General features: G+C 72.4%; 16 protein-coding genes. 9 read left to right on the top strand and 7 right to left on the bottom strand.

Annotated elements, in window-relative coordinates:
* Positions 1–165: 165 nt before the first annotated feature.
* The 3 genes from ACFZDE_RS12860 to ACFZDE_RS12870 form a co-directional block, all read right to left on the bottom strand.
* Complete coding sequence (locus ACFZDE_RS12860; RefSeq protein WP_391199756.1) at positions 166–1,539, bottom strand: FAD-binding domain-containing protein; 1,374 nt, start codon at positions 1,537–1,539, stop codon at positions 166–168.
* A gap of 4 nt (positions 1,540–1,543) precedes the next feature.
* On the bottom strand, positions 1,544–3,127 hold the full coding sequence (locus ACFZDE_RS12865) for a DUF2867 domain-containing protein (protein WP_391199758.1): 1,584 nt from the start codon (positions 3,125–3,127) through the stop codon (positions 1,544–1,546).
* A gap of 117 nt (positions 3,128–3,244) precedes the next feature.
* Positions 3,245–5,374, bottom strand: a complete 2,130-nt coding sequence (locus ACFZDE_RS12870; RefSeq protein ID WP_391199761.1) for an MMPL family transporter — start codon at positions 5,372–5,374, stop codon at positions 3,245–3,247.
* 88 nt (positions 5,375–5,462) lie between these two features.
* On the opposite strand from ACFZDE_RS12870, the gene ACFZDE_RS12875 reads away from it, so the two are divergent.
* The 7 genes from ACFZDE_RS12875 (at position 5,463) to ACFZDE_RS12905 (ending at position 12,657) form a co-directional block, all read left to right on the top strand.
* The gene (locus ACFZDE_RS12875) at positions 5,463–5,972 is read left to right on the top strand and encodes a MarR family transcriptional regulator (protein ID WP_391199763.1); all 510 of its coding nucleotides are present in this window, start codon (positions 5,463–5,465) and stop codon (positions 5,970–5,972) included.
* Between the two features lie 263 nt (positions 5,973–6,235).
* On the top strand, positions 6,236–6,988 hold the full coding sequence (locus ACFZDE_RS12880) for a GntR family transcriptional regulator (protein WP_390993695.1): 753 nt from the start codon (positions 6,236–6,238) through the stop codon (positions 6,986–6,988).
* A gap of 341 nt (positions 6,989–7,329) precedes the next feature.
* Positions 7,330–7,524: an SPOR domain-containing protein gene (locus ACFZDE_RS12885; protein WP_390993696.1), complete on the top strand. Its 195-nt coding sequence runs from the start codon at positions 7,330–7,332 to the stop codon at positions 7,522–7,524.
* Positions 7,525–7,562: 38 nt separating this feature from the next.
* A complete protein-coding gene (locus ACFZDE_RS12890) occupies positions 7,563–8,009 on the top strand; it encodes an NUDIX domain-containing protein (RefSeq protein WP_390993697.1) in 447 nt (148 codons plus the stop codon).
* Positions 8,010–8,145: 136 nt separating this feature from the next.
* Positions 8,146–8,577, top strand: a complete 432-nt coding sequence (locus tag ACFZDE_RS12895; RefSeq protein WP_391199764.1) for an ATP-binding protein — start codon at positions 8,146–8,148, stop codon at positions 8,575–8,577.
* A gap of 252 nt (positions 8,578–8,829) precedes the next feature.
* Positions 8,830–11,466: a SpoIIE family protein phosphatase gene (locus ACFZDE_RS12900; protein ID WP_390993699.1), complete on the top strand. Its 2,637-nt coding sequence runs from the start codon at positions 8,830–8,832 to the stop codon at positions 11,464–11,466.
* A gap of 69 nt (positions 11,467–11,535) precedes the next feature.
* The gene (locus ACFZDE_RS12905; RefSeq protein ID WP_391199766.1) at positions 11,536–12,657 is read left to right on the top strand and encodes a hypothetical protein; all 1,122 of its coding nucleotides are present in this window, start codon (positions 11,536–11,538) and stop codon (positions 12,655–12,657) included.
* Here the strand turns inward: ACFZDE_RS12905 and ACFZDE_RS12910 are convergent, their stop codons facing one another.
* Genes ACFZDE_RS12910 through ACFZDE_RS12925 form a run of 4 tightly spaced genes read right to left on the bottom strand, consistent with a single transcriptional unit; the run spans position 12,658 to position 16,574 of the window.
* On the bottom strand, positions 12,658–13,434 hold the full coding sequence (locus tag ACFZDE_RS12910; RefSeq protein WP_391199767.1) for a succinate dehydrogenase/fumarate reductase iron-sulfur subunit: 777 nt from the start codon (positions 13,432–13,434) through the stop codon (positions 12,658–12,660). It lies immediately after the preceding gene.
* Complete coding sequence (locus ACFZDE_RS12915; protein ID WP_390993702.1) at positions 13,431–15,371, bottom strand: fumarate reductase/succinate dehydrogenase flavoprotein subunit; 1,941 nt, start codon at positions 15,369–15,371, stop codon at positions 13,431–13,433. The genes ACFZDE_RS12910 and ACFZDE_RS12915 overlap by 4 nt, the downstream gene beginning before the upstream one ends.
* An 18-nt stretch (positions 15,372–15,389) precedes the next feature.
* Complete coding sequence (locus tag ACFZDE_RS12920) at positions 15,390–16,226, bottom strand: hypothetical protein (protein WP_391199769.1); 837 nt, start codon at positions 16,224–16,226, stop codon at positions 15,390–15,392.
* A 57-nt stretch (positions 16,227–16,283) separates the two neighbouring features.
* On the bottom strand, positions 16,284–16,574 hold the full coding sequence (locus tag ACFZDE_RS12925; RefSeq protein ID WP_390993704.1) for a hypothetical protein: 291 nt from the start codon (positions 16,572–16,574) through the stop codon (positions 16,284–16,286).
* A gap of 288 nt (positions 16,575–16,862) precedes the next feature.
* Between ACFZDE_RS12925 and ACFZDE_RS12930 the strand changes: the two genes are divergently transcribed.
* The gene (locus tag ACFZDE_RS12930; RefSeq protein ID WP_391199771.1) at positions 16,863–19,022 is read left to right on the top strand and encodes an ABC transporter substrate-binding protein; all 2,160 of its coding nucleotides are present in this window, start codon (positions 16,863–16,865) and stop codon (positions 19,020–19,022) included.
* Positions 19,023–19,159: 137 nt separating this feature from the next.
* Complete coding sequence (locus ACFZDE_RS12935) at positions 19,160–19,807, top strand: hypothetical protein (protein ID WP_391199772.1); 648 nt, start codon at positions 19,160–19,162, stop codon at positions 19,805–19,807.
* The last annotated feature ends 96 nt before the right edge of the window (positions 19,808–19,903 follow it).

Raw genomic sequence — 19,903 nt, forward strand, 5'->3', positions numbered from 1 at the left:
CCCCGCCACACACCGGCCCCGCGCCCCGCCACACACCGGCCCCGCACCCAGCCACACACCGGCCCCGCACCCAGCCACACACCGGCCCCGCACCCAGCCACACACCCAGCCACACACCGGCCCCGCACCCCGCCGCACCCCGCCGCGCGCACCACCCCCGCCCGCTCAATCACGCCCCCGCGCCCGGCGAAATCGGGTCAGTCCCTCGGCGAGGTCGAGGAGTGGTTCCGGATAGGGCAGGAGGGACCGCTCGTGTTCCGGCAGTCGCCAGGGCTCGTGCACCGCTGCCCCGCCGACGTCCGCCAGTTCGGGTACCCAGCGGCGTACGTAGGTGCCGTCCGGGTCGTAACGCCTGCCCTGGAGGACGGGGTTGAGGACGCGGTGGGGGCGGGTGTCGGTGCCCGTGCCGGCGACCCACTGCCAGTTCAGCTGGTTGTTGACGAGGTCGCCATCGACCAGGAACCGCAGGAAGTGCCGGGCCCCGATCCGCCAGTCCACGTAGAGCGTCTTGGTCAGGAAGCTCGCCACCAGCAGCCGGGCCCGGTTGTGCATCCAGCCCTCGTGCCGCAACTGGCGCATGCCCGCGTCGACCACGGGGTAGCCGGTGCGGCCCTCCCGCCACGCGGCGATCTCCTCGGCGGCGTCCTCCTCGCCCCGCCACCGGTCCCCCCGGGGCCGGTAGTCCCGTACCGACGCCTCGGGCCGGGCCGCGAGGACCTGGTGGTGGAAGTCGCGCCAGCACAGCTGCCGGACGAACGCCTCCGCCCCGGCGCCGCTCCGCGCCCGGGCCCGCCGGACCACCTCCACCGGCGACAGCGCCCCGAAGTGGAGGTAGGGCGACAGACGTGAGGTCGCGTCACCGGCCAGGTCGTCGTGCCCGTCCTCGTAGCGGGCGAGGCCGCTGTCCGCCCACCGCGCGAACCGGTCGCGCCCCGCCGACTCGCCGCCGGGCGGGAGATCCGGCGACACGTCCGCCACCCCGGCACGGGACGGCGGTTCCTCACCGCGCACCGCCTCGGGGACCCGTACGGCACGCGGCGCGGGCAGCGGGTCGCGCAGCCGCTCCTCGGACCAGCGGCGCAGGTACGGCGTGAACACGGCGAAGTGGTCCGAGCCCTGCGGGGTCACGGCCCCCGGCGCGACGGCGGTGATCACCCGGTCGTGCACCCGCAACGCGACACCGTCGGCGCCGAGTCCGGTGCGCAACCGCTCCTCACGGCGGTGCGCGAAGCCGCTGACCCCCGCGGCGATGTGCACCTCGGTGGCCCCGCACGCGGCGGCGACCGCGCGGACCTCTCGGGCGACAGGCCCGGTCCGCACGACCAGCCGCCCGCCGCGCCGGCGCAGCGAGGAGTCGAGGTCGGCCAGGCAGTCGGCGAGGAACGCGGCCCGGTTCGGGCCGTCGAATCCGACGGCGTGCACGGCGGGGTCGCGGACGAACAGGGGCACCACCTCGTCGGCCGATCGCAGCGCCGCGTGCAGGGGCGGATGGTCGTGCAGACGCAGGTCCGAGGTGAACAGGACGACCGCGACGGTCATGGCGTCACTCCTGGTGCGGTGGTGCGGAAGGCGTGCGTTGCTCCCGGAGACTTCGCCGCTCACGGGCCCGCCGGATGCGCGAGCCGCTGCGGCGCCCGCTCGCGCCCTCGGACGCCGCCCGCGCGATGTTGCGGGCCATGCCGCCGAACACGACGGAGTGGAACGGGGCGACGGACCACCAGTAGGCGTGCCCCAGCAGCCCGCGCGGATGGAACAGGGCACGCTGCCGGTACCGGGTGCGGCCGTCCCCGTCGGTCTCGGCGTACAACTCCAGCCAGGCCAGCCCCGGCAGCCGCATCTCGGCGCGCAGCCGCAGCAGCCGGCCGGGTTCGATCTCCTCGACCCGCCAGAAGTCCAGCGAGTCGCCGACCCGCAGCCGCTCGGTGTCCCGCCGTCCGCGGCGCAGCCCGACCCCGCCCGCGAACCGGTCGAGCCACCCCCGGACCGCCCAGGCGAGCGGGGAGGAGTACCAGCCGTTGTCGCCGCCGATGCCCTCGATCACCTTCCACAGCGCGGCCGGTGACGCGTCGACGGGCCGCTGCCGTTCGTCCTGGTAGAGGCTGCCACCCGCCCAGTCGGGGTCGGTGGGCAGCGGGTCGCTGGGCGCCCCGGGCACCGCGGCGGAGGACCAGCGCGTGGAGACCTGCGCCTCACGCACCCGGCGCAGCGCCAGGGCGAGTGCCTCGTCGAACGGCAGGGGCCGGCCCGGGGTGTCGGGCACGTACCGGGCGATGTCGTGCTCGTGGCAGACGACCTCGTGGCGCAGCGACTCCGTGAGCGGCCGGGCGAGCGAGGCGGGCACCGGCGTGACCAGGCCGACCCAGTGGCTGGACAGCCGTGGCGTGAGGACCGGGACCGGCACGATGAACCGCCGCGGCAGTCCGGCGACGGCGGCGTAGCGCAGCATCATGTCGCGGTAGGTGAGGACGTCCGGGCCGCCGATGTCGAAGGCCCGGTCGACGTCGTCCGGCATGGTGGCCGACCCGGCGAGATAGCGCAGCACGTCCCGTACGCCGATGGGCTGGGTGCGGGTGTGCACCCAGCTGGGGGTCACCATGACGGGCAGGCGTTCGGTGAGGTAGCGCAGCATCTCGAACGACGCCGAGCCCGAGCCGATGACGACGGCGGCGCGCAGCACGGTCGCGGGCACGGGCGAGTCGAGGAAGATCTCCCCCACCTCGGCCCGGGACCTCAGGTGCGGGGAGAGCGAGGCCGCGGGGACGTCACGCGGCGTCAGTCCGCCGAGGTAGACGATCCGCCGTACGCCCGCGGCCCTGGCCTGTTCGGCGAAGACCCGGGCGGCGGCGCGGTCGGTGTCCTCGAACCGGGAGCCGGAGCCGAGGGCGTGCACCAGGTAGTAGGCGACGTCCACCCCGCGCATCGCGGCGGCCACCGACTCCGGGTCGGTGACGTCCCCCTGGACCGTCTCGGCCCGCGCGGCCCAGGGGTGGTCGCGGAGTTTTCCGGGGGAGCGGGCGAGGCACCGGACGCGGTGGCCCTCCCGCAGCAGTTCCGGCACCAGGCGTCCGCCGATGTAGCCGGACGCCCCGGTGACCAGGCAGTGCAGCCGCTGCCCGTCCGTCGTCATGGTCGCGCCTCCGTCCTCCGGCACCGTCGCCGCGCTGTCGGATCACGGCCGGCCCTGAGGCGAACACTTCCCGCCCGGGGCCCGTCGCGGATGCACGACACGGGCGACGGCGGCGGTTCAGCCGGAGGGAGTACGGGCCTCGCCGGAGGTTGGAGTACCGGCCCCGTGCACCCCCTGGCGGGCCAGGGCGCTCGGCCACCACGCCCGGGGCCCGATGTCGATCATCAGCGCGGGCACCAGCAGGGAGCGCACCACCAGCGTGTCGAGCAGCACCCCGAAGGCCACGATGAACGCGATCTGCACCAGGAACGCCAGCGGGATGACCATCAGGGCCGCGAAGGTCGCGGCGAGCACCACACCCGCCGAGGTGATCACCCCGCCGGTGGTGGTCAGCCCGCGCAGCACCCCCTGCCGGTTGCCGTGCGTCAGTGCCTCCTCCCGGACCCGCGACATGAGGAAGATGTTGTAGTCGACGCCGAGCGCCACCAGGAACACGAAGCCGTACAGCGGCACCGAGGCGTCCGTGCCGCTGAACCCGAGCAGGTGCTGGAAGACCAGCGCCGACACCCCGAGCGTCGCCAGGAAGTTGAGCCCCACGGTCGCCACCAGCAGCACCGGCACCAGCAGGGAACGCAGCAGCAGCATCAGGATCAGCAGGATGACGGCGAGCACGACCGGCACGATGACCGTCCGGTCCCGGGCGGCGGTCTGCTGGGTGTCGTACTGCTGCGCGGTGTACCCGCCGACCAGCGCGTCGGCCCCGGGCACCGCGTGCACCCCGGCGCGCAGCCGCTCGACGGTCTTCTTGGCGGCGTCGCTGTCCGCCGCCGCCTTCAGGGTGGCGTCGACGCGTACCCGCCCGTCGACGACGAGCGGCTTGCCCGCCCCGGGGCGGCCGGAGGCGGAGACGGCGCCGGCGAAGGCCACGCCCTCGGTGCCGCGCGCGGCGGCGGTCACCTCGGCGGTCCGGGAGGCGTCGGCGATGATGACGGCCGGGTTGCCGGAACCGCCGGGGAAGTGCGCGCCGAGCGTGGACTGCGCGGACACCGAGGGGGCGTCGTTCACGAAGATCTCGTCGAGCGGCACGCCCTTGGAGGCCAGGGAGGGCGAGAAGGCCGCGAAGACGGCCAGGACGAGCGCGGTCACCGCCCAGGTGCGCCGCGGCCGGCCGTTCACCGTCCGGGCGACCCGGCGCCACACCCCGGTTCCCTCCCCGGACTCCTCCGGGGGCTTGGGTCGCGACGGCCAGTAGGCGGTGCGGCCCAGCAGGGCCAGCGCGGCCGGCAGGAAGGTGAGGGTGGTGAGCACGGCGCAGCCGATGCCGATGGCGCCGACCGGCCCGAGGGCGCGGTTGTTGGTGAGGTCGCTGGCGAGCAGGGCCAGCAGTCCGAGCGCGACGGTGGCGGCGCTGGCGGTGATCGCCCCGAACGAGCGGCGTACGGCGGCCACCGCGGCCGCGAAGCGGTCCCCGCGCAGGGCGAGTTCCTCGCGGAAGCGGGCGGCCAGCAGCAGGGCGTAGTCGGTGGCGGCGCCGATCACCAGGATCGACAGGATGCCCTGGACCTGGCCGTCGACGCGGACCACGTCCCGATCGGCCAGGGCGTAGACCACCGCGCAGGCCAGGCCCAGTGCGAAGACCGACCCCAGGATGATCAGGAACGGCAGCAGCACGCTCCGGTACACCAGCAGCAGGATCAGCAGCACGGCGCCGAGGGCCACGCCGAGCAGCAGTCCGTCGATGCCCGCGAACGCGTCCGACAGATCGGCCTGGCTGGCCGCGGGCCCGGCGATCTGCGCCGTGGTGTCCGGCACGGCCCGGGCCGCCTCGCGCACCGTGTCGAGCACGGTGGGCAGTTCGTCGCCCAGGTCGGGCTTCAGCTGGACGACGGCCTGTATCGCCTGGCGGTCCTCGGAGAGCAGGGCGGGCGACGGGCGGCCCACGACGCCGGGCTTCCCGGCGAGCGCGGCGACGGCCCGGGTGGCCTCGGTCTGCTGTTCCTCGGTGAACCGGGCCCCGTCCGCCGTCCAGACCACGATGGCCGGCACGGTCTCGGACTGGTCGAAGGCCTCGCGGGCCTCCAGTACCCGGGTGGACTCGGCGCTTCGCGGCAGGAAGGCGGCCTGGTCGTTGGTGGCGACCTCGCCGAGCTTGCCCGCGTAGGGGCCGGTCGCTCCGCCCACCCCCAGCCAGACGAGGAGCAGGACGAGCGGTACGAGCCACCGGGCCCGACGCTGTGCGGTTCTCATGCGCATCCCAAGCCGTAGGAAATGAGCCACCGGAGGAGTAACTCACTCCTAAAGTATCTCAACCATTGAGAGATACTAGGCTGGCGCCATGAGCGGCTCCGGTACACCCACGGCATCTCTTCCGGCGGACGACCCGACCGGGTTGCAGACCTTCGCCGTTTTGTTGCGCCGGATGAACAGCGAGTTCAACCGCATCGCCCAGGAGTTCGCCCAGGAGCAGGGCCTGCACCTCACCGACATGCAGGCCCTGATCGCGATCCTCGACGCCGGCTCCGACCCGGACGCGGGGGGCGAGCCCATGACACCGGGCCGGCTGCGCGGGCAGCTCAACCTCACCTCCGGAGCGGTGACGGCCTGCCTCGACCGGCTGGAGCGGGCCGGGCACATCCGCCGGGTCCGGGACGCCGGCGACCGTCGCGTGGTGCACCTGCACTACGCCGAGACGGCCCGGGTCGTGGCCCGCGACTGGTTCCGCCCCCTGGCCCGGAGCACCGACGCGGCCCGGGGCCGGTTCAGCCGCGAGGAACTGGACGTGGTCGTCCGCTTCCTCGCCGAGATGAACGCGGAACTGGTCCTGCTGCGCCGGGGTTCCGGCTGACGGCTCAGTGGCTGGGCGGCCCGGCGACCGTCACGGCGCGCAAGGCCCTCGGTCCGGCCGCCACCCCGCCCGCCTCCGGGGAGGACGGGAGGGGCACCTCCGAAGCGCAGGTGTGACGGCGGCCATAGCGGGGAGAAAGTGCCTGCGTAAAGCCTTCAGGGCCGCCGTGTCATCACATCGAGTGATTCTCTGGCCTTTGCTTGCACCGCACAACCTACGGTTGCCACGCTGTTGCTGTCTGTACAACCTGATGGGAGCGGCCAGTGACATTCGGTGAGCAGCCGGCGTACCTGCGCGTCGCGGGTGATCTCCGCAAGAAGATCGTCGACGGTCAGCTGCCACCGCACACCCGCCTCCCCTCCCAGGCCAGAATCCGCCAGGAGTACGGAGTATCGGACACGGTCGCGCTGGAGGCCCGCAAGGTGCTCATGGCGGAAGGCCTGGTCGAGGGCCGCTCCGGCTCGGGGACGTATGTGCGCGAGCGGCCCGTGCCCCGGCGCATCGCCCGCTCCGGCTACCGACCGACCGGAGGCGCCACCCCGTTCCGCCAGGAGCAGGCCGACGGGGAGGGACGCGGCACCTGGGAGTCCAGCAGCGAGCAGTCCGAGGCGAGTGTCGCGGTCGCCGAGCGGCTGGACATCGAGCCGGGCGAGCGGGTGATGTGCACGCGGTACCTCTACCGCGAGGCCGGCGAGGCGATGATGCTCTCCACGTCCTGGGAACCCCTCACGGTCACGGGACGCACACCGGTCATGCTTCCGGAGGAGGGCCCCGTCGGCGGCATGGGCGTCGTCGAGCGCATGCGCGCCATCGACGTGATCGTGGACAACGTCACGGAGGAGGTCGGCGCCCGCCCCGGCCTCGCCGAGGAACTGCTCGTCCTGGGCGGTGTACCGGGCCATGTCGTCCTGGTCATCCAGCGCACCTTCTACGCCTCCGGCCGCCCCGTGGAGACGGCCGACGTGGTCGTCCCGGCCGATCGGTACCGGGTCGCCTACCACCTTCCGGTCAAGTAGCGCACGCTCACATCCCCCCCGCGGCGCGCACCCCGCGCGCCCCGCTCACCCGCTCGCCCTGCGGACGGTCACGGGCCGGGGCGGCGCATGCCCCGCCGTCGGCCGCCGTTTGCGCAGGTCGCCGGTGACATCTGCCATGGGCCCGGCGCGGGTTGCGCCGGGGCGCGCCGACGGCGCGTTCATCGGCGTGCGCCCCCTGCGTTCTGGCTGGTTGCGTACCTCTTTGTGAAAAGCCGTATTCGCTGCGTGAAGGTTGGGCGTAGGGTCGGGCATATGCGCATTGCGGTTTCCTTAGCGGGTGGGGCACGGCACAGGCCGCGGATGGGAAGTGGAGGGGCGCGATGAACGACAGCACGGTCACTCTTCCCTGGCTCGTGATACGAGAGGACGAAGGCGGCAACCGCTACCGCGTGGGCCGGTACGCGACTCGGGCGGAGGCCCAGAGGATCGCGGACAGCCTCGACGGTCGCGGCCACAAGCAGCTGTACTGGGTCGAGCGCCTCGGTCAGGGCGGATCGGCGATGGCCCACGACTGACCGCGGTGCGCCCGGGAGGGCTCCCGTAGGCTCCGCGCATGAGTGAGCGGATCGTCGTAGGGGCCGCGCTGGTCGAGGACGGGCGGCTGCTGGCCGCCCGGCGCAGCGCGCCCGTCGAGCTGGCCGGGCGCTGGGAGCTGCCCGGCGGCAAGGTCGAGCCCGGGGAGACGGCCGACGCGGCACTCGCGCGGGAACTGCGCGAGGAACTCGGCGTCGACGCCGAGGTCGGCGGGCGCGTCCCGGGGGAGTGGCCGCTGAGGGCGCCGTACGTCCTGCATGTGTGGACCGCGCGGCTGCGCCCCGGCTCCGCCGCCCCCGAACCCCTCCAGGACCACGACGAACTGCGCTGGCTCGGGCCCGACGAGATCTGGGACGTGCCCTGGCTCGACCAGGACGTCCCGGCCGTTCGGCAGGCCCTCGCCCACCTGGGAGCCCTCAAGGCCCGCCCCTCGGGCTCCGGCGGGCCGGAGCTGCCCGGCGGCTGAAGCCGGCCGGGGGCGCGCGGCCCTCGTCGCACCGCCGCGGAGGCGCCACTGCGCCTTTCGTGCCACCGTGCGCCGCCCCACGCGATACTCCACCCCGGATATCGGGTATGTGCCCATTAACCCCATGAAACCGGACATGGGTGAGGTCTCTGCCTGGGAAGTGATCGGCGTGATCGACACCGAGGGTGACCGCGCCGAGTGGAGCTTCCCCGCCGACCCGGGTGCCGTGCGCACCGCCCGCCAGGCCGTGCGCGGCCAACTCCGCCGCTGGGGCCTCGAAAGCCTCGCCGACCTCGCCGCCCTGCTCGTGAGCGAGCTGGTCACCAACGCTCTGCGGCACGCCACGGGCCCCATCGGGGTCCGGCTGGTGCGCCCCTCGGGCCTGGGCGGCGTCCTGCTGGTCGAGGTCTCCGACCCGTTGCCGGACCCGCCCCGCGAGCGCACCGCCCGCCCGGAGGACGAGAGCGGCCGCGGCCTGAGTCTGGTGGCCTCTTCCTCCCGCCGCTGGGGTACCCGGCCCGGCGCCGGAGGCAAGACCGTGTGGTTCGAACTCGCGGTGCCGGAGTGAAAATCCGGTGTACGTACGTCCTACCGCTGTAGAGCGATTGGTTCAGGCCAGTGGCGGTTGCGACCGGACGGGGTTCGACGAGGTGTCCCCTGGTTAGAAGACTGGAAGTGTTGTCACGGTCCGGACCGAAAACCATCGGGACCGTGCTGTGATCGTGAACACCGTGTTGTGCGGCACCGTAGTGCTGGATACTGCGGGCAGCCGCCCCCGGTGACCGGTGCCGGACGCGGTGAGCTGGAGGGGACGGTTCGCGTGAGCGAGATACCAGCGAAGGCCACGGAGTCCGAGGACCCGTCGGAGGGCGCGAGGGTGAGGGCCACCGACGGCCTGGCCTCCGCGGTGGGAGGTGCGCTCGCGGCCGACGGGGTGCGAACCGGGGACGCCATGTGGCAGAGCAGTCCCCCCGGCTCCATCTACGACTACATCAGGGTCGCGTCCTTCTCCATCGGCCCCGACGGACTGGTCGAGCAGTGGAGCCTGCGCGCCGAGCACCTCTTCGGCATCCCCGCCGACCGCGCCGTCGGCATGGACCCCATCGAGGCGTTCATCGACCCGCGCCACCACGAGCGCGGCATGCGCAAGATGGCCGAGATCCTCGACGGCCGCGAGTGGACCGGCGTGGTGCCCTTCCGGATGCCGAAGGGCGTCGAGGGGGAGTGCGGCCACGAGGGGCTCGCCGAGGTGTACGTCATGCCGACGCGCACCGACGCGGGTGAGAAGGCCGCCGTCTGCATCGTCGTCGACGTACGCACCCTGCGCAGCATCGAGACCGACCTCGCCGCCTCGCAGGCCATTTTCAGTCAATCCCCGTTCGGATTCCTGCTGATCGACCCCGACCTGCGGGTCCGTCGCGTCAACCAGAGGTTTGCGTCCATCTTCGGCGGCGCGCCCGACGACCACCGCGGCCGGGGCGTCCACGACTACCTCCAGCGCGGCGAGGCCGAGCGCGTCGCCGCCACGCTGCGCCGGGTGCTGGAAACCGGCAGCTCCATCACCGACATGCACGTCACGGGCTTCGTGCCGGGCTCCGAAGAGCGCCGCCACTGGTCCGTCAACCTCTACCGGGTGCACAGCGGTTCGGGCCGCCCCATCGGGATCGCCTGGCTCGGCATCGACATCACCGCCCGCCGCGCCGCCGCCCGGGAGGCCGCCGCCGCCCGGCGCAACCTCGCCCTGCTCAACGAGGCCGGCGCCCGCATCGGCAACTCCCTCGACCTGGAGACCACGGCCCGTCAGCTCCTCGACGTCGTCGTCCCCGGCTTCTGCGACCTGGCCACCGTCGACCTCTACCAGGGCCTGCTGGCCGGCGACGAGACCCCGCCCGGGCTCGCCGACGGCAGCGCCGAGCTGCGCCGCGTGGCGTTCGCCAGCGCCGTCTCCGACGCGCCCTTCACCGGCACCGGCGTGCCCGTCGCGGTTGGCGCCGTCCACCACTACCCGTTCAACTCGCCCTGTGCGGACGCCCTGCGCACCGCCCGGCCCCAGACCGTCCCGGGCGAGGACGGCGGGCTCGTGCAGTCCACGCTCGCCGTGCCGATGGTCGCCCACGACACCGTCGTCGGGCTCGCGCAGTTCGCCCGCACCAAGGGCAGCGAGCCGTTCGGCGACCGGGACCGCGACCTCGCCGTGGAACTGGCCGCGCGGGCCGCGGTCTGCATCGACAACGCCCGCCTCTACCGCCGCGAGCACGAACGCGCGTTGATACTGCAACGGTCCCTGCTCCCGCCCGGCGACCCGGAGGCCTCCGGCCTGGACATCGCGTGCCGCTATCTGCCCGGCAACGTCAACACCGGCCGGCCCAGCGAGGTCGGCGGCGACTGGTTCGACGTCATCGAACTGCCCGGGCACCGCACCGCGCTGGTCGTCGGGGACGTCATGGGCCGCGGCCTGCGCGCCGCCGTCGCCATGGGCGAACTGCGCACGGCCGTGCGCACCCTGGCCCAGCTGGACCTGGAACCAGCCGAGGTGCTCTCCCAGCTGGACGAGATCGCCCGCGGCCTCGGTGCCCCCGGCGGCGTCCAGCAGGCGACCCGGGCGGCCCGCCGCCCCCGCGAGGCCGACCTGTCGGAGGTGTACCTCGCCACCTGCGTCTACGCCGTCTACGACTCGGTCACCCGGCGCTGCACCTTCGCCAACGCGGGCCATCTGCCGCCCGTCCTGGTCGAGCCGGGCGAACCGGCGCTGATGCTCGACGTGCCGCCGGGCATGCCGCTCGGCGTCGGCGGGGAGCCCTTCGAGGAGGTCGAGGTCGAACTGCCCGAAGGCGCCCTGCTCGCCCTCTACACCGACGGCCTGGTCGAAAGCCGCGACCACCCCCTGGACGAAGGCCTCCAGGCGTTCGTCAGCGCGCTCTCCGACCCGACCCAGCCGCTGGAGGACGTCTGCGACCACGTCCTCAACACCCTCGACACCCATCACGGCGAGGACGACATCGCGTTGCTGATGGCACGTGTACAGGGACTGCCCACGGATTCCGTCGGCGACTGGACCCTGCCGCGCGAGCCGCGCAGCGTGGGCCGGGCCCGCGAGTACGCCCGCGCCCAGCTGCTCGCCTGGGACATGGAACCCCTGGTCGACACCACGGAGCTGCTGGTCAGCGAACTGGTCACCAACGCCCTGCGCTACGGCGAGGGCGAGATCCGGCTGCGCCTGCTGCTCGACCGCACCCTGGTCTGCGAGGTCTGGGACTCCGGCCTGGTCCAGCCCCGCCGCCGCCGGGCCCGCGACACCGACGAGGGCGGCCGGGGCCTCCAGCTGGTCGGCCTCCTCAGCGCGGCGTGGGGCTCCCGCCGGACGCCTCGGGGCAAGACGGTGTGGTTCGAACTGCCCCTGCCCGGCGGCGACACGAGCCTGACGGACCCGGCGGAGGCGCTGCTGAGCCTGTTCTGATCCGCAACCGAACGCAGGTGCCGATCGTCCTCCCCGGCAACATCAACCGCACCACCGGGGGGAGACGGCATGGAGGACACGCAGGCCACGAACGACACGAACGACACGAAAGGCGCGCAGGACACGCAGCACTCGCAGGACTCGCGGGACTCGCAAGTCACGGAGGGTGGGGCCCCCAAGGGGCGGCGCCGACGCTGGATCAGACGCACGGCCATCGGCCTCCCGCTGCTCCTCCTGCTCCCCCTCCTCACGGTGCTGACAGCCCTCCGCGTCAACTACACGGGCGACCCGGCGGACGGCACGTACAGCAGGAACCGCGACGCCCTCTGGCTCGGCCACGCCTGGGTCGACGGGCGCAAGAAGGACGCCGACGTCGATGCCCTGGCCCGGCGCCTGCGCGACACCGGCATCCGCGACCTGTACGTCCACTCGGGCCCGCTGGAGCACGACGGGACACTCCCGAAGTCGGTCTATCCGAAGGCGCGTTGGTTCATCGACGCCGTCCACGACAAGATTCCCGGCGTCCGCGTCCAGGCCTTCCTCGGCGACGTCCTGGCCGACGAGGACTCCGAGGGCATGCTCCTGACGGACCGGGACACCCGCTCCGCAGTCGTCCGCTCCGCCCGCCAGATCCTGGACACCGGCTACGAGGGCGTCCACCTCGACCTGGAGCCCATGCCGTCCGGCGACAGCGACTACCTCACCCTTCTCGACGCCCTGCGCCGCGAGACCCGCTCCCGGGACGCGCAACTCTCCGTCGCCGCGCACCAGATCGACCCGCTCCCGAACCTGCACACCGTGTTCGGCCTGTTCACCGAGCACCCCAAGTGGTGGTCACAGGAGTTCTTCGGCCAAGTCGCCCGCCGCGTCGACCAGATCGCCGTGATGTCGTACGACACCGCGCAGCCCCTGGAGGGCACCTACGGCGGCTACGTCGCCCAGCAGACCTCCCTGGCCCTGGAGGTCACCCCGCCCTCCACCGACCTCCTGATGGGCCTGCCCTTCTACTACGAGAGCAACTTCGACCACTGGGGCCACGCCGAAACCGTCCCCGCGGCCGTCCGGGGCGTCCGCCTGGGCCTGTCCCGCACCGACGCCGACCGGTCCAACTTCGGCGTAGCCCTCTACATCGACTTCACCGCCACCGAGGCGGACTGGCGTGCCTACAAGGAAGACTGGGTCAACGAGTGATCAGCCCGCTGAAGAGCGCCTCCTGATCTTCGAGCCCAGCCAGACCAGGGGGTCGTACTTGCGGTCGGCCGCGCGTTCCTTCAGAGGGATCAGGGCGTTGTCCGTGATCTTGATGCCCTCGGGGCAGACCTCCGTGCAGCACTTGGTGATGTTGCAGTAGCCGAGGCCGTGTTCGTCCTGGGCGGTGGTCTTGCGGTCCAGGCCCGACTCCGACGCCGCGTCCAGCGGGTGCATGTCCAGCTCCGCCACCCGCATCAGGAAACGGGGCCCGGCGAACGCCTGCTTGTTCTCCTCGTGGTCACGCACCACATGGCAGGTGTCCTGGCACAGGAAGCACTCGATGCACTTGCGGAACTCCTGCGAGCGGTCCACGTCCTCCTGCATCATCCGGTACTCGCCGGGACCGAGACCGTCCGGCGGCACGAAGGCCGGGACCTCCCTGGCCTTGGTGTAGTTGAAGCCGACATCGGTGACCAGGTCGCGGACGACGGGGAAGGCGCGCAGGGGGGTGACCGTGATGGTCTCCTCGCGGTCGAACACCGACATGCGGGTCATGCACATCAGCCGCGGACGGCCGTTGATCTCCGCCGAGCAGGAACCGCATTTGCCCGCCTTGCAGTTCCAGCGCACGGCGAGGTCGGGCGCCTGCGTGGCCTGGAGGCGGTGGATGATGTCGAGCACCACCTCACCGTCGTTGACCTCGACCTTGAAGTCCTCCAGGCCGCCGCCGCCCACGTCCCCGCGCCACACCTTGAAGTGGGCCGTATAGCCGCTCATTCGTGGAGCTCCTCTTCGGCGAGGTACTTGACCAGCTCCTCCTTGTCGAACAGGGCGAGCAGGTCGTCACGGACGGGTTCGGTGGTCTCACGGGTGAGGGCGATCTGGCCGCGGACCGGGTCCGTCGCCGCCAGGCCGCCGGTGGGGTCGGTGAGCGCGCACAGCAGATTGATCCGGCGCCACATGCGGTCCATCCCCGGATGGTCCTCACGCGTGTGCCCGCCGCGCGACTCGGTGCGCTCCAGAGCGGCGCGCGCCACGCACTCACTGACCAGCAGCATGTTCCTGAGGTCCAGGGCGAGATGCCAGCCCGGGTTGAACTGCCGGTGCCCCTCGACCCCGGCCCGGCGCGCCCGCAGCCGCAGCTCGGCCAGCTTCTCCAGGGCCTGCTCCATCTCCGGCTCCCGGCGGATGATGCCGACCAGGTCGTTCATCGTCTGCTGGAGTTCCTGGTGCAGGGTGTAGGGGTTCTCCGGCGGGCCGCCCTTCGGCTCGTCGAGCTCCGCCTCGGCCGAGAAGGGCCGCAGCGCCTCCGCCGCCGCCGCGTCGACCTGGACGTCGTCCACCACCGGCCGCGCCCCGGCCGCCCCCGCCGCGTACTCGGCCGCGTGCCAGCCGGCCCGGCGGCCGAACACCAGCAGGTCGGACAGGGAGTTGCCGCCGAGCCGGTTGGAGCCGTGCATGCCGCCGGCCACCTCACCGGCCGCGTACAGGCCGGGCACACCGCGCGCCGCCGCCGTGTCGGAGTCGACCGCGATACCGCCCATCACGTAGTGGCAGGTGGGCCCGACCTCCATCGCCTCCGCCGTGATGTCGACGTCGGCCAGCTCCTTGAACTGGTGGTACATCGACGGCAGCCGTCGCTTGATGACCTCGGCGGGCATCCGCGTCGACACGTCCAGGAACACGCCCCCGTGCGGAGAGCCCCGCCCCTCCTTGACCTCGGCGTTGATGGCCCGTGCCACCTCGTCGCGGGGGAGCAGCTCGGGCGGGCGGCGGTTGTGGTCCGGGTCGTCGTACCAGCGGTCGCCCTCCTCCTCCGTCTCGGCGTACTTCTCCTTGAAGACGTCGGGGATGTAGTCGAACATGAACCGCTTGCCGTCGGAGTTGCGCAGCACACCGCCGTCGCCGCGCACCGACTCGGTGACGAGGATGCCCTTCACCGACGGCGGCCAGACCATGCCGGTCGGGTGGAACTGCACGAACTCCATGTTCAGCAGGGGAGCGCCCGCGAGGAGGGCCAGGGCGTGGCCGTCGCCGGTGTACTCCCAGGAGTTCGACGTCACCTTGAAGGACTTGCCGATGCCGCCGGTGGCGATCACCACGGCGGGTGCCTCCAGCACGAAGAAGCGACCCGACTCGCGCTCGTAGGCGAAGACCCCGGAGACCTTCCCGTCCTCCTTGAGCACGCGCGTGACCGTGCACTCCTGGAAGACCTTCAGCCGGGACTCGTAGTCGCCGGTCTCCTTGAAGTCCTCCTGCTGCAACGCCACGATCTTCTGCTGGAGCGTGCGGATCAGCTCCAGGCCGGTGCGGTCGCCGACGTGCGCGAGGCGCGGGTACTCGTGGCCGCCGAAGTTGCGCTGGGAGATCCGGCCGTCCTTGGTGCGGTCGAACAGCGCCCCCCAGGTCTCCAGCTCCCACACCCGCTGCGGCGCCTCCTGGGCGTGCAGTTCGGCCATCCGCCACTGGTTGAGGAACTTGCCGCCGCGCATGGTGTCGCGGAAGTGCACCTGCCAGGAGTCGTTCTCGTTGGCGTTGGCCATCGCTGCGGCGATGCCGCCCTCGGCCATCACCGTGTGCGCCTTGCCGAACAGCGACTTGCAGATCACGGCCGTACGGGCGCCGCGCTCACGGGCCTCGATGGCGGCGCGCAGGCCCGCGCCGCCCGCGCCCACCACGACGACGTCCCACTCCTGCCGGTCGACCACGGACATCAAAAAGGCCCCATCCCTCTAGAAGAAGCGCGGATCGTCGAAGGCACCGGACGCGACCAGGTAGACGTAGAAGTCGGCGACCGCCACGCTCACCAGCGACGCCCAGGCGAGCTGCATGTGCCGGGCGTTGAGCTTCCCCACCCACTGCCACATCCGGTAGCGCACGGGATGCCTGGAGAAGTGCTTGAGCTTGCCGCCCACGATGTGCCGGCAGGAGTGGCAGGAGATCGTGTACGCCCAGATCAGCACGATGTTGACCAGGAACACGAGCGTGCCGAGCCCCATGTGGCCCCAGGCGTAGTTCTCGTCGCGGAAGGTGAGCACGGTGTCGTACGTCAGGATCCCGGCGACGGCGAGCGCGGCGTAGAAGAAGTACCGGTGGATGTTCTGCAGGATCAGCGGGAAGCGGGTCTCGCCGGTGTACTTCTTGTGCGGCTCGGCCACCGCGCAGGCCGGCGGGGACGCCCAGAAGCCCCGGTAGTAGGCCTTGCGGTAGTAGTAGCAGGTCAGGCGGAAGCCGAGCGGGAAGATCAGGATGATGATCGCGGGCGAGATGCCCCACCAGCTCCCGAAGATCTCCCAGTTCGGGCCGGCCCGCATCGGCTCGCAGTTCTCCGCCAGACAGGGGGAGTAGAAGGGCGAGACGTACGGCGCCGCGTAGTAGTCGGCGTTGGCGAAGGCCCGCCAGGTGGAGTAGACGATGAAGGCGAGCAGTCCCGCGGCCGTGCCGGCCGGGGCCAGCCACCAGCGGTCGGTGCGCAGATGCGGGGCGGCGATCGCGGCGCGCGCGGCACCCCGCACACCGCCGCTCTCAGGTCTGGGTTCGGTGGCGGGGGGTTCCGTACCAGTGGCCACGTGACGACTCCGGTCGGGTTCGGGGGAGGTGCCGGTCGCGCTCGACTCCTCCCCGGGTCAGGGAGCGCGCCGGTCCCGGGCGCCGAGCCCCTCGTCGTCCGAGTCGCTCCACAGGGTGGAGTCGTACGGCGTGTCCGAGATGGTGACCAGCTCGGGGCGGGTCGGCGCGGCCGGTGCCGCGGCAGCGTCGCGCAGCAGGGCGACGCTCTCGCGCAGGTGGTTGGCGTCGGCACGGACGCGGCGCATCTCCAGGCCGCCGGTGCCGAGCTGCTTCTCCAGGCGTCCCAGCGAGCGGAACACTTCGTCGAGACTGCGCTGGACTGACGTCAGTTCGTCGTGAACGGACATGACTTGCCCTCACTTCCGCGGGTCCTTCGTGGCCCAAGGCGGCAACGTTCATGCGCCTGCGAGTGTTGCGCGTCACACCTTGTGCTGTGAAGGGATGTGCATCGATTGGCCGAGGCGCATGGGTGCACCGTCCGGTGCGTTGGGCCGCACGGGTGGCTTCCCGCCCGTGACCGCCGTGTCGCCCTGTGTTGCCGAACCCTTTCCTCTTCAGTGGCCGCATACATCAGATGAACTCCAAATACCGCCAAAAGTGATCATAACGCCCGCGGCTTCCCGGAGGTAGCACAGATGTCCCAGCACGGCGTCGGCCCGCGCGCGGTCACGCGCTCGGTCGCCTTCCTCACCGCGGGGGTGCTCGCGGTGCCCGCGCTCGCCGGATGCGGCTCCGAGGACCCGTCCGGCAAGCCGCTCGCCGGGCAGGACATCCAGCCCGCCCCCCGCGACCGGATCACCGACGGAGGCACCCTGCGCTGGGCCGTCGACTCCGTCCCCGACACCCTGAACACGTTCCAGTCGGACGCCGACGCCACCACCACCCGCGTCGCCCAGGCCGTCCTGCCGTCGATGTTCCGCATGGACGCCTCCGGCCGCCCGGAGCGCAACGCCGACTACCTGGAGTCCGCCAAGGTCATCGACACCGAGCCCAAGCAGGTCGTCCTGTACAAGCTCAACCAGCAGGCCGTGTGGAGCGACGGCCGGGAGATCGGCGCCGCCGACTTCGCCGCCCAGTGGCGCGCCCTGTCCGGCAAGGACACCGCGTACTGGACCGCCCGCAACGCCGGCTACGACCGCATCCAGAAGATCGAGCGCGGCGACAACGCCCTGGAGGTCCGGGTCACCTTCGCCCGCCCCTACGCGGACTGGCGCTCGCTGTTCTCGCCGCTGTACCCGAAGGACGTCATGGGCACCCCGGACTCCTTCAACGACGGGGCCCGCAAGAAGCTCAAGATCACCGCCGGGCCCTTCAAGGTGAAGAAGACCGACCGCGAGGACGGGGAGATCACCCTCGACCGCAACCCGCGCTGGTGGGGCGAGCCCGCCAAGCTCTCCCAGATCGTGCTGCGCACCGTCCCGCGCGACAAGCGGGCCGCCGAACTGGCCGCCGGGACCCTCGACCTGGCCGAGATCGACCCCGCCGCGGCCCGCCGCATCACCGTCGCCGCCCGCCCGCACCCCTCCGGCAGCCCGCTGATGGGCCCGGGCGCCGACCGGTCCGCCGCGGACGCCCTGGAGTCCTGGGCCGTCGCCAACGGCTCCGACGAGGAGGCGGCCGACGAGGAGACCGTCGCCCGCGGGAAGCTGCGCAAGGCCACCGCCAAGTACGCCCGGCAGCAGCAGGCCCTCGGCGGCTTCGAGGTCCGCAAGTCCCTGGAGCCGGCCTACACCCAGCTCGCCCTGAACGGCGCCGAGGGCCCGCTCACCGACGAGCGGGTCCGCAGGGCCGTGGCCCGCGCCCTGGACCGCGAGGAACTGGCCGAGGTCGTCCTGAAGCCTCTCGGCCTGCCCACGGTCCCGGTCGGCAGCCACCTCGCCCTGTCCGGCCAGGCCCACTACGCCGACAACAGCGGCGCCCTCGGCGGACAGGACACCAAGGAGGCCCAGGCGCTGCTCGCGGACGCCGGGTGGGTACGCGGCGGCCCGGTCGAGGAGAAGAAGAAGGACAAGGAGAAGGCCGCGGGCCCCGAGGGCGGAAAGGCCGACGGCGGCGGGGACGACCAGGGCAACGACGACAGCAAGGCCCACGACCCCGCCGGGCACCTCGCCCAGGACGGCAGGCAGTACCAGGCCCCGCACCAGGGCGGAGCCCCCGGCGCGTACGCCCCCCGGGGCACCGCCGCCCCGGCGAAGCAGGAGGCCGCCGCCCCGCTCGCCAAGAACGGCAAGCCCCTCACCCTGCGCTTCGTGCTCCCCTCGGGGCCCGGCTCCAAGACGCTGCGCACGGTCGCGGACCGCATCTCCCGGATGCTGGAGCGCGTCGGCATCGGCACCGAGATCTCCAAGGTCTCCGACGAGTCCTACTTCAAGGACCACATCGCCTCCGGCCAGTACGACCTCGCCCTGTACTCCTGGCCCGCCACGGCCTACCCCGCCACCGACGCCCGGCCCGTCTACTCCAAGCCCGTCCCGGCCGCCGACGGCTCGCTGAACGTCGAGCAGAACTACACCCGCGTCGGTACCGACCAGGTCGACCAGCTCTTCGACCAGGCCGTGGCCACGCTCGACGAGGGCGAGTCCCGCTCCCTGATCCGCAAGGCCGACTCCCGCATCTGGGCCGCGGCCGGCTCGATCCCCCTCTTCCAGCGCCCCCAGCTCCTCGCGGCCCGCAAGAACCTGGTCAACGCCGGCGCCTTCGGCTTCGGCACCCCGGTCTACGAGGACATGGGCTTCCTGAAGAAGGGCGCGAAGCCGGCGTCCGGCCCGTCGGCGAAGGGCTCACCCGCCCGGTAGCTCCGGGAACGCCTCACAAGCTCTGTACATGCTCAAACGCCTTGCCGTACCGCGCCCGGCGTCCGCACCATGAGATCAGCAGTGATCATGGTGCGGACGCCGGGCGGTGTCCGTACCCGGGGGACGGGAGCCGGCGGATGCGCGGCATGGTGGGGCGGGCCTGCACGGCCGGGCTGGTCATCGGGGTGCTGGTGACGGGACTGACGGCCTGTACGGGGGACGCGGGCGGCGACGAGAACGGAAAGGGCCGCAAGAGCGCCAAGGCCGAGGCGAAGGCCTGCGCGGACGGCACGTTCGCCTGGTCCCGCGTCACGAAGCGGGACCGGCTGACCGGGGTCTCCGATCCCGAGCGGCTCGGCGAGGGTGGCGGCAGCCTGCAGAACCGGATGCGGCGGGTGTACACCCCCCGCCCCTCGGTACGCGCCGACGGACCCGCCCCCTCCCCGGCGGAGATCCTCTTCTCGTTCGGCAAGAAGACCGGCGAGATCGACTCCGAGGCACGCACCCTGGCCGAGGCGGGCGGCGACACCTGGGCGTTCACCGACGTCCGTCTCCCGGCCCCTGACCTCGACGACGGCCGTGTCACGCCCCACGCGGCCGGAGAGTTCGTGCAGTACGCGGGGGTGCGGGAAGTGTCGGCGGACTTCCGCTACACCTGCCCGGACGGCAGGACGGCCTCGGGCCACGCCCGGAACTGGACGGTTGACATCTCCGGCCTGACCGACTGCGATGAACGCCCCGACTCGGCCCTCGCCCGGGAGGTCGCCCGGCACGCCTGCCCCTGAGCAGCCTCCAACAAGGTCTGACCTGCACCGACGTATCCCGGCTAACCCCTGCGGCCGCAGCCCCGTACCATGGGGTGAGGCCGTGGCATGTTGAGC

The organism is Streptomyces sp. NPDC007929 (assembly GCF_042959065.1).
In the GTDB taxonomy this organism is placed as follows: domain Bacteria; phylum Actinomycetota; class Actinomycetes; order Streptomycetales; family Streptomycetaceae; genus Streptomyces.